This is a genomic window from uncultured Amnibacterium sp. (assembly GCF_964250715.1).
Lineage (GTDB): Bacteria > Actinomycetota > Actinomycetes > Actinomycetales > Microbacteriaceae > Amnibacterium.
This window is the reverse complement of the sequence record NZ_CAXUGX010000012.1, coordinates 86,265-93,533: the sequence shown is the minus strand read 5'-3', so window position 1 is coordinate 93,533 and position 7,269 is coordinate 86,265. Positions and strand designations below refer to the sequence as shown.

The 7,269-nt window shown below is 71.5% G+C and carries 6 protein-coding genes; 2 read left to right on the top strand and 4 right to left on the bottom strand.

Going from position 1 to position 7,269, the window contains the following annotated elements:
- Positions 1 to 434 (top strand): nucleoside hydrolase (locus tag ACFE7H_RS12110; protein WP_375401489.1); only part of this gene is annotated, 434 nt, incomplete at its 5' end.
- A gap of 69 nt (positions 435 to 503) precedes the next feature.
- Here the strand turns inward: ACFE7H_RS12110 and ACFE7H_RS12105 are convergent.
- Positions 504 to 1,547 (bottom strand): amidohydrolase family protein, encoded by a 1,044-nt coding sequence (locus tag ACFE7H_RS12105; protein ID WP_375401495.1) that lies wholly within the window; start codon positions 1,545 to 1,547, stop codon positions 504 to 506.
- A 204-nt stretch (positions 1,548 to 1,751) separates the two neighbouring features.
- On the opposite strand from ACFE7H_RS12105, the gene ACFE7H_RS12100 reads away from it, so the two are divergent.
- Entirely contained in the window at positions 1,752 to 3,143 is a 1,392-nt protein-coding gene (locus ACFE7H_RS12100) for an amidohydrolase (RefSeq protein WP_375401488.1), read from the top strand.
- A 63-nt stretch (positions 3,144 to 3,206) separates the two neighbouring features.
- Here the strand turns inward: ACFE7H_RS12100 and ACFE7H_RS12095 are convergent, their stop codons facing one another.
- From ACFE7H_RS12095 to ACFE7H_RS12085, 3 genes are read right to left on the bottom strand one after another with little or no spacing between them, the layout of a single operon-like run.
- On the bottom strand, positions 3,207 to 4,481 hold the full coding sequence (locus tag ACFE7H_RS12095; protein ID WP_375401487.1) for an ABC transporter permease: 1,275 nt from the start codon (positions 4,479 to 4,481) through the stop codon (positions 3,207 to 3,209).
- On the bottom strand, positions 4,478 to 5,746 hold the full coding sequence (locus ACFE7H_RS12090) for an ABC transporter permease (protein WP_375401486.1): 1,269 nt from the start codon (positions 5,744 to 5,746) through the stop codon (positions 4,478 to 4,480). Before ACFE7H_RS12090 ends, ACFE7H_RS12095 begins: the two co-directional genes overlap by 4 nt.
- On the bottom strand, positions 5,743 to 7,260 hold the full coding sequence (locus tag ACFE7H_RS12085) for an ABC transporter ATP-binding protein (protein WP_375401485.1): 1,518 nt from the start codon (positions 7,258 to 7,260) through the stop codon (positions 5,743 to 5,745). Before ACFE7H_RS12085 ends, ACFE7H_RS12090 begins: the two co-directional genes overlap by 4 nt.
- Positions 7,261 to 7,269 lie beyond the last annotated feature (9 nt).

Below are 7,269 nucleotides of genomic sequence, written 5' to 3'. Positions count from 1 at the left end.
TCATGATCGACCCGGAGGCGGCGCACATCGTCTTCAACGAGTCGTGGCCGCTCACCATGGTCGGGCTCGACGTGACGCACCGCGCGCTCGCCACTCCCGAGATCGTCGCCGAGATCGCGGCCATCGGCACGCCCGTCGCCCACTTCGTCGGCGAGCTCCTGGAGTTCTTCGCCCGCTCGTACCGGGACGCCCAGGGCTTCGACCACCCGCCGGTGCACGATCCGGTCGCGGTCGCCTACGTCATCGACCGGTCGGTGCTCACGGTGCGCACGGCCCCGCTCGACGTCGAGCTGACCGGCACGATCACGCTGGGCATGACGGTCGCCGACCTGCGCGGGCCTGCACCCGAGGGCACGACGACCCGGGTCGCCACCGACATCGACGCGCCGCGGTTCTGGTCGCTGGTGATCCAGGCCATCCGAGCGATCGGCTGACCTCACCCCGAGAGTCGGAGTCGGAGTCGGAGTCGGAGTCGGAGTCGGAGTCGGAGTCGGAGTCGGGAGTCAGGGCAAGGCGCCCGCGACGACCTCGCCGCGGCAGATCACCGCGACCATGCGCTCGGGACGGAGCGCATCGAGGTCCTCCCACGGCCGGCCGGCCACGATCAGCAGGTCCGCCTTCGCACCCGGCGCCAGGCGCCCCAGGTCGGGCCGACCGATCGCGTCCGCCGCCCGCGAGGTCGCGGCGGCGAGCGTCCGCTCCGGCGACCAGCCGAGCACCTGCGCCATCCGCCGCAGCTCAGCCGCCTGCTCGCCGAGCCTCACGTGGAAGCCGTTCGCGTCCGTGCCGAGCACGAAGTCGACGCCCAGCCCTGCCGCGGCGCGCAGCCGCTCGTCCCGCTGAGCGACGAGCTCGCGCGCCTTCCCCGTCTGCTCCGTTGAAGCGCCGCGGCCCTGCGCGATGCGGTCGTTGATCAGCAGCGTCGGCGCCACGGTGACCCCCGCGGCCGCCGCCCGGACGGCCTGGTCGGAGGTGATGAGCGTGCCGTGCTCGATGGAGTCGACACCCTCCACGATCGCGACCTCGATGCCGGCCTCGGAGTGCGCGTGCGCGGCCACCCGCATCCCGAGCGCGTGCGCCTCGTCGATGATCGCCGCGATCTCGTCCCGGGTGTAGCCGCGCCACGATGGCCGGTCCCCGACCGACAGCACGCCTCCGCTGGTCGCGATCTTGATGCCGTCGGCGCCCGCCCGCCCCCAGTGCCGCACGAGGCGCCGGCACGCGTCCGGGCCGTCGGCGACCGGCGGCCGCTCCACGATCGCGGGCGGCGTGAACAGGTCCGCGTGCCCGCCGGTCATGCCCACCATGCCGTGCGCGAGCAGCCGCGGCCCCGGCACGACTCCCGCGTCCAGCGCGCGGCGGAGGGAGAACTGCACGTCGTCCGCCGCGAGGTCGCGCAGCGTGGTGATCCCGGCGGCGAGCGCCTGCCGCGCGTTCGCGAGGCCGTGCAGCACCCGCTCCTCGGCCCGGGTGGTGAGCGGCCAGGTGAGGAAGTCGACGCGCGCACCGGTCGACTCGCCGATCAGATGCACGTGGGTGTCGATCAGGCCGGGGATGACGCTCAGCCCGGATGTACGAGTGTGAGGAGGAGGGGTCGACGGCGTCGATCACGGCGTCGGCACCGGCCGCGGCGAACCGGACGGTCGACCGCCCGCGGTGGCGGACGCCGTCCCAGAGATCGATCCCCTCCAGCACCTCGAGCACGCCACAACCCTAGAAGCGAGGACGTGCCCCTCTCCTAGGCTGAACCGGTGCCCCTCGTGGACCTGATCGTGACCGACGCCACCGTGCTCACGCATACCACGCCCGCCGACGCGGGCTACCCCGACGACGGGGGCGCCGCGCGCGCGACCGCGATCTTCCTCCGGCACCACGACATCGGGATCGCCGACGGAGTGATCGCCTGGGTGCGGCCGACCGGCACCACGCCGCAGGCGGAGCGCGAGGGCGCCGAGGTGATCGACGGCCGCGGCCGGCTCGCGATGCCCGGCCTGATCAACTGCCACACGCACTCGGCGATGACGATGTTCCGCGGCTCCGCGGAGGACGTGCCGGTGGAGTCGTGGTTCAACGACCACATCTGGCCGATGGAGGTGAACCTGACGCCGCGGGACGTCGCCCTCGGCGCCCGGCTCGCGATCGCCGAGATGCTGCTCGCCGGCGTCACCACCTTCGCCGACCACTACTTCTCGATGGACGAGATCGCCCGCGAGGTGACGGCGAGCGGCGCCCGCGCCGTGCTGGCGTCCACCTACTTCTCCTCGGAGGGACCGGCCGGGCTGGATCGCTCGGCGGCGTTCGCCGCGGGGTGGCAGGGCGCCGCGGGCGGCCGCGTCACGACGATGCTGGGGCCGCACGCCACGTACACCGTGGACGACGCGGACCTGCAGCGCACGGCCCGCACCGCGTCGCAGCTCGGGATCCGCACCCACATCCATGCCGCGGAGGGCATGTTCCAGACGGAGTCCAGCCTCGCGGCCCGCCGGGTGACGCCCATGCAGGTGCTGCACGACACGGGCGTCCTGGAGTCGGGCGTGATCATCGCCCACGGTGCGGGCATCACACCGGACGACGTGCGGTGGCTCGCGCCGGTCGCCGACCGGATCGGCGTCGCCGCCTGCGACAAGGTCTACCTCAAGCACGCGCAGCAGAGCACGACGCCCGTGCGGCTGCTGCACGATGCGGGCGTGCCGGTCGGGATCGGTACGGACGGACCCGCCTCCGGCAACACGCTGAGCGTGCTGGAGAGCATGCGGATGCTCGCCCTGGTCGAGAAGCAGAAGACCGCCGACGCCACCTGGTTGACCAGCGCCCACGCGCTCGATCTCGCGACCCGGCAGAGCGCCCTCACGGTCGGTCTCGCCGACAGCATCGGCGCCCTGCTGCCCGGCCGTCGCGCCGACGTCGTACTCGTGGCGCTCGACCGACCGCACCTGCAGCCGCTGCACGACATCGCCGCCGGGCTGGTGCTCAGCGTGCAGGAGTCCGACGTGCGCACCGTCCTGGTCGACGGCCGTGTCGTGGTGGACGAGGGGCGCCTGACGACCATCGACGTGCAGGAGGCGATCGACGGCCTGACGGTACGGATCCCGCAGCTGCGCGACCGCTCCCACGGCCGCCGCATCCAGGACTACGCCCCCTGAGCACCTCGCCGACCGACGGCGCGGCTCGGTGTGGGCTCAGGATGGGCTCGGAGCGGAGGGGGATCAGCCCTTGACGTAGGGGCGACCGGCTGCGGCCGGGCCCCGGACCCGGCCGACGAGTCCCGCGACCGCGACGATCGTCACCACGTACGGCAGCGTCAGCAGGATGTCCGACGGCACGGGGCTGCCGATGATGCCGAGGATGTTCGCGACCTGGCTGGCGAAGCCGAACAGCAGGCCGGCCATCGACGCGCGCAGCGGGTCCCACCGGCCGAAGATCACCGCGGCGAGCGCGATGTAGCCCGCGCCGGAGGTGATGTTCTGGCTGAACGCGCCCACGGAACCGAGCGTGAAATACGCACCGCCCAGTCCGACGATCGCGCCCGCGAGGGCGACGTTCCAGAACCGGGTGCGCGCGACGTTGATACCGACGGTGTCCGCGGCCTGTGGATGCTCCCCGACCGAGCGCAGCCGCAGACCCCAGCGGGTGCGGGTGAGCCCGATCCACACGACGATCACCGCCACGATCATCAGGTAGGTGACGATCGACTGGTCGAACAGCACGGCACCGATGATCGGGATCAGCGACAGCCCGGGGATCGGCAGGTTCGAGAACGTCGGGGGCGCGTTCACGACGTCCGCCGACGGGATGAGCACCGCCTGGAAGAGGAACGTCGTCAGCCCGAGCACCAGCACGTTCAGCACGACACCGACGATCACCTGGTTCACGACGTATTTGATGGACAGCGCCGCCAGCACGAACGAGACGAGCGTGCCCGCGATCACTGCGCCGATCAGGCCCACGAGCAGGTTCTGCGTGACGGAGGCGAGGACCGCCGACACGAACGAGCCCGCGAGCAGCTGCCCCTCGATGGCGATGTTGATCACACCGACCCGCTCGGAGACGACGCCGCCCAGCGCGCCGAAGATCAGCGGCGCTGCCAGTGCCAGCGACCCGGTCAGCAGGCCCACCACCGGCAGCCGCTGGCCGGCGGTCGCCCACGCGAGGAACCCGACGACGAGCAGCAGCGCGAACACGACGATGATCCAGCGCGGCGCGGAGCCGCGACGCCGCACGAGCAGCACCGCGGCGACCGCGAGCAGCGCGGCGATCACCGTGATGACGATCCCGGTCGCGCGCACCGGGAACCGCACGTTCGGCAACGCGACGGTGCCCCCCTGCGTGAAGGAGAACGTCGAGGTCCCGTTTCTGGCGAAGACGACGAACAGCAGCAGGGCCAGCACGGCGAACGCACCGAGCGCGATCGGGGTCTTGTAACTGACGTCCTTGCGCACGGTGGGAGCGACGGCGGTCGCGGTCACCTGGGTCGCGGTCACGCGGCCACTCCCTTCGGCTGCGGGAGGCGGAAGATCGTGCGCACCAGCGGCGGCGCGGCGATGAAGAGGACGATCACCGACTGCACGACCTGGACGGCGTTGATGTCGACGTTCTGCGCGGCCTGCATCGTGTAACCGCCGGCTTGGAACACCCCGAACAGGAGCCCGGCCCAGAACACCCCCCACGGGCGGGAGCGGCCGAGCAGGGCGACGGTGATCGCGTTGAAGCCGATGCCCGCATCGACGCCGCTCGTGAACCCCGAGGTCGTCGTACCGAGCACCTGGGTGACGCCGGCGAAGCCGACCAGCACACCGGAGATCACCATCGCCGCGGTGAAGACCCGGTCGACCTCAATGCCCGCGACCCGTGCGGCGCGCGGATTCTCGCCGACCGCCCGCATCTTGAATCCGATGCTCGAGCGGGACAGCAGCCACGAGCACGCGACCGTCGCGACGACCGCGAGCAGGAACCCGACGTTCACGTGGTACGCGGCAGGGAGCACGTTGAAGAGGATGGCGTTCGCGTGCTCGGGAGGACTGATCGGGTTCACCGACTTCGGATCCTGGAGCAGCGGCGTCTGCAGCGCGAAGTCGAGCAGGTAGTAGACGACGTAGTTGAGCATGATCGTGACGATCACCTCGTTGGCGCCGGTCCGCGCCTTCAGCACGCCGACGAGGCCGGCCAGCAGGCCGCCGCCCAGCAGACCGAACAGGATTGCGACGAGCAGCGTGATGATCGGCGGACCGTTCCAGGTGAAGCCGACGTAGCCGGCGAACGCGGCACCCATCAGCACCTGCCCCTGGCCGCCGATGTTGAAGACGCCGGAGCGGAAGGCGACCGCGATGCCGAGCCCCGCCGCGATCAGCGGCGTCGCGAAGCCGATGGCGTGACCGAAGGACTGCAGAGCGACGAGCGGATCGGTCTGCGAGAAGTCGTAGACACCGCCCTGGAAGAGCGCGAGGTAGGCGCCGCCCACGCTGGAGGCGATCGCGGCGAGCATGTCGGTCGGCCGCGCGAAGAAGTACCCGGCGGCCGTCTGCACGCCCGGGTTCGTCGCGGCGATGAGCACCGCCCCGACGACGAGCGCGATCACGACGGCGAGAACCGTGGTCAGCGCGCTGCCGTCGCGGATCGTGATGAGCGCGGCGACGAGCGGGCTCGCCCGCGGCTTCTCGTCCTCCGCCCGCTCCTCCGGTGGGATCTGGTCGGGATCGACGCCGGAGGAGGCGAGCCCGGTGTCGCCGACCGGCGCGATGCCGCTCATGCGGCGGTCCGGACGCCGTCGGGCAGCTCGCCCGCCATCATCAGGCCCAGCACATCCCGGGGCGTATCGCCGGGCACGATGCCGACGACGCGGCCGCGATACATCACCGCGATGCGGTCGGCGAGTGCCGCGACCTCGTCGAGTTCGGTCGAGATCACGATGACCGGCACCCCCTCGTCCCGCGTCGCCACGATGCGCTCGTGAACGAATTCGATCGAACCCACGTCCAAGCCGCGCGTCGGCTGCGCGGCGACGAACAAGCGCAGGGTCCGGGACAGCTCGCGGGCGAGCACGACCTTCTGCTGGTTGCCGCCGGAGAGGCGGCCGACGTGGGTGTCGATCCCCTGCGCGCGAACGTCGAACTCCTGCACCGTCGCGGCCGCGAAGGACTCCAGGTCGCGTCGCTGCACCGCGCCGCCTTTCACGAACGGCGCGCCGTCGGAGCGGTCGAGCATCAGGTTCTCGGCGATGGAGAACTCGGCGACGAGCGCGTCCACCTGCCGGTCCTCCGGCACGAAGCCGACACCCGCGTCGAGCACCTGCCGCACCGACCGCCCGGTGAGGACGCGGCCGTCGAGCGTCACCGTTCCGCGGACGTCCCCCTGCAGCCCGAGCAGCGCCTCCGTCAGTTCGGTCTGGCCGTTGCCCTGCACGCCGGCGATGGCCAGGATCTCGCCCCGCCGCACGACGAAGCCGACGTCGTCGACGACGACCTGCCCGGCCGGGTCGAGCACCGTGAGCCCGGCGACTTCAAGGCCGGTCTCGCGGCCCTCGGAGGGAGTGCGCTGCACCGTCAGCTCGACGCTGCGGCCGACCATCAGCGACGCGAGTTCGGCGTTCGACGCGGTGGGCTCGGCCTCGCCGACGACCTTGCCGAGGCGGACCACGGTGATCCGGTCCGCGACCTCGCGGACCTCGCGCAGCTTGTGGGTGATGAAGACGATCGCGGTGCCGGCGTCCCGCAGCTGCCGCATGATCGCCATCAGTTCGTCGGTCTCCTGCGGCGTGAGCACCGCGGTGGGCTCGTCGAACACGAGCACCTTCGCGTCGCGGGACAGTGCCTTTACGATCTCGACGCGCTGCTGCACGCCGACCGGCAGGTCCTCGACCAGCGCGTCGGGGTCGAGGTCGAATCCGAACCGAGCGGAGATGTCGCTCACCCGGGTGCGGGCGGCGGGCAGATCGAGAAACCCGCCCCTCGTCTGCTCGTGGCCGAGCATGACGTTCTCCGCGACGGTGAACACCGGTACGAGCATGAAGTGCTGGTGCACCATGCCGATGCCGGCGCGCATCGCGTCGCCGGGGCCGGTGAAGTGCTGGGCTGCTCCGTCGAGCCGGATCTCCCCGGAGTCGGCCCTGAGCAGGCCGTAGAGGATGTTCATCAGGGTCGACTTGCCCGCGCCGTTCTCGCCGAGCAGGCAGTGGATCTCACCCGGTTCGACGGTGAGATCGATGTGGTCGTTGGCGATCAGCGCACCGAACGCCTTGGTGATGCCGTGGAGTTCGAGGCGCACTTGGCTCTC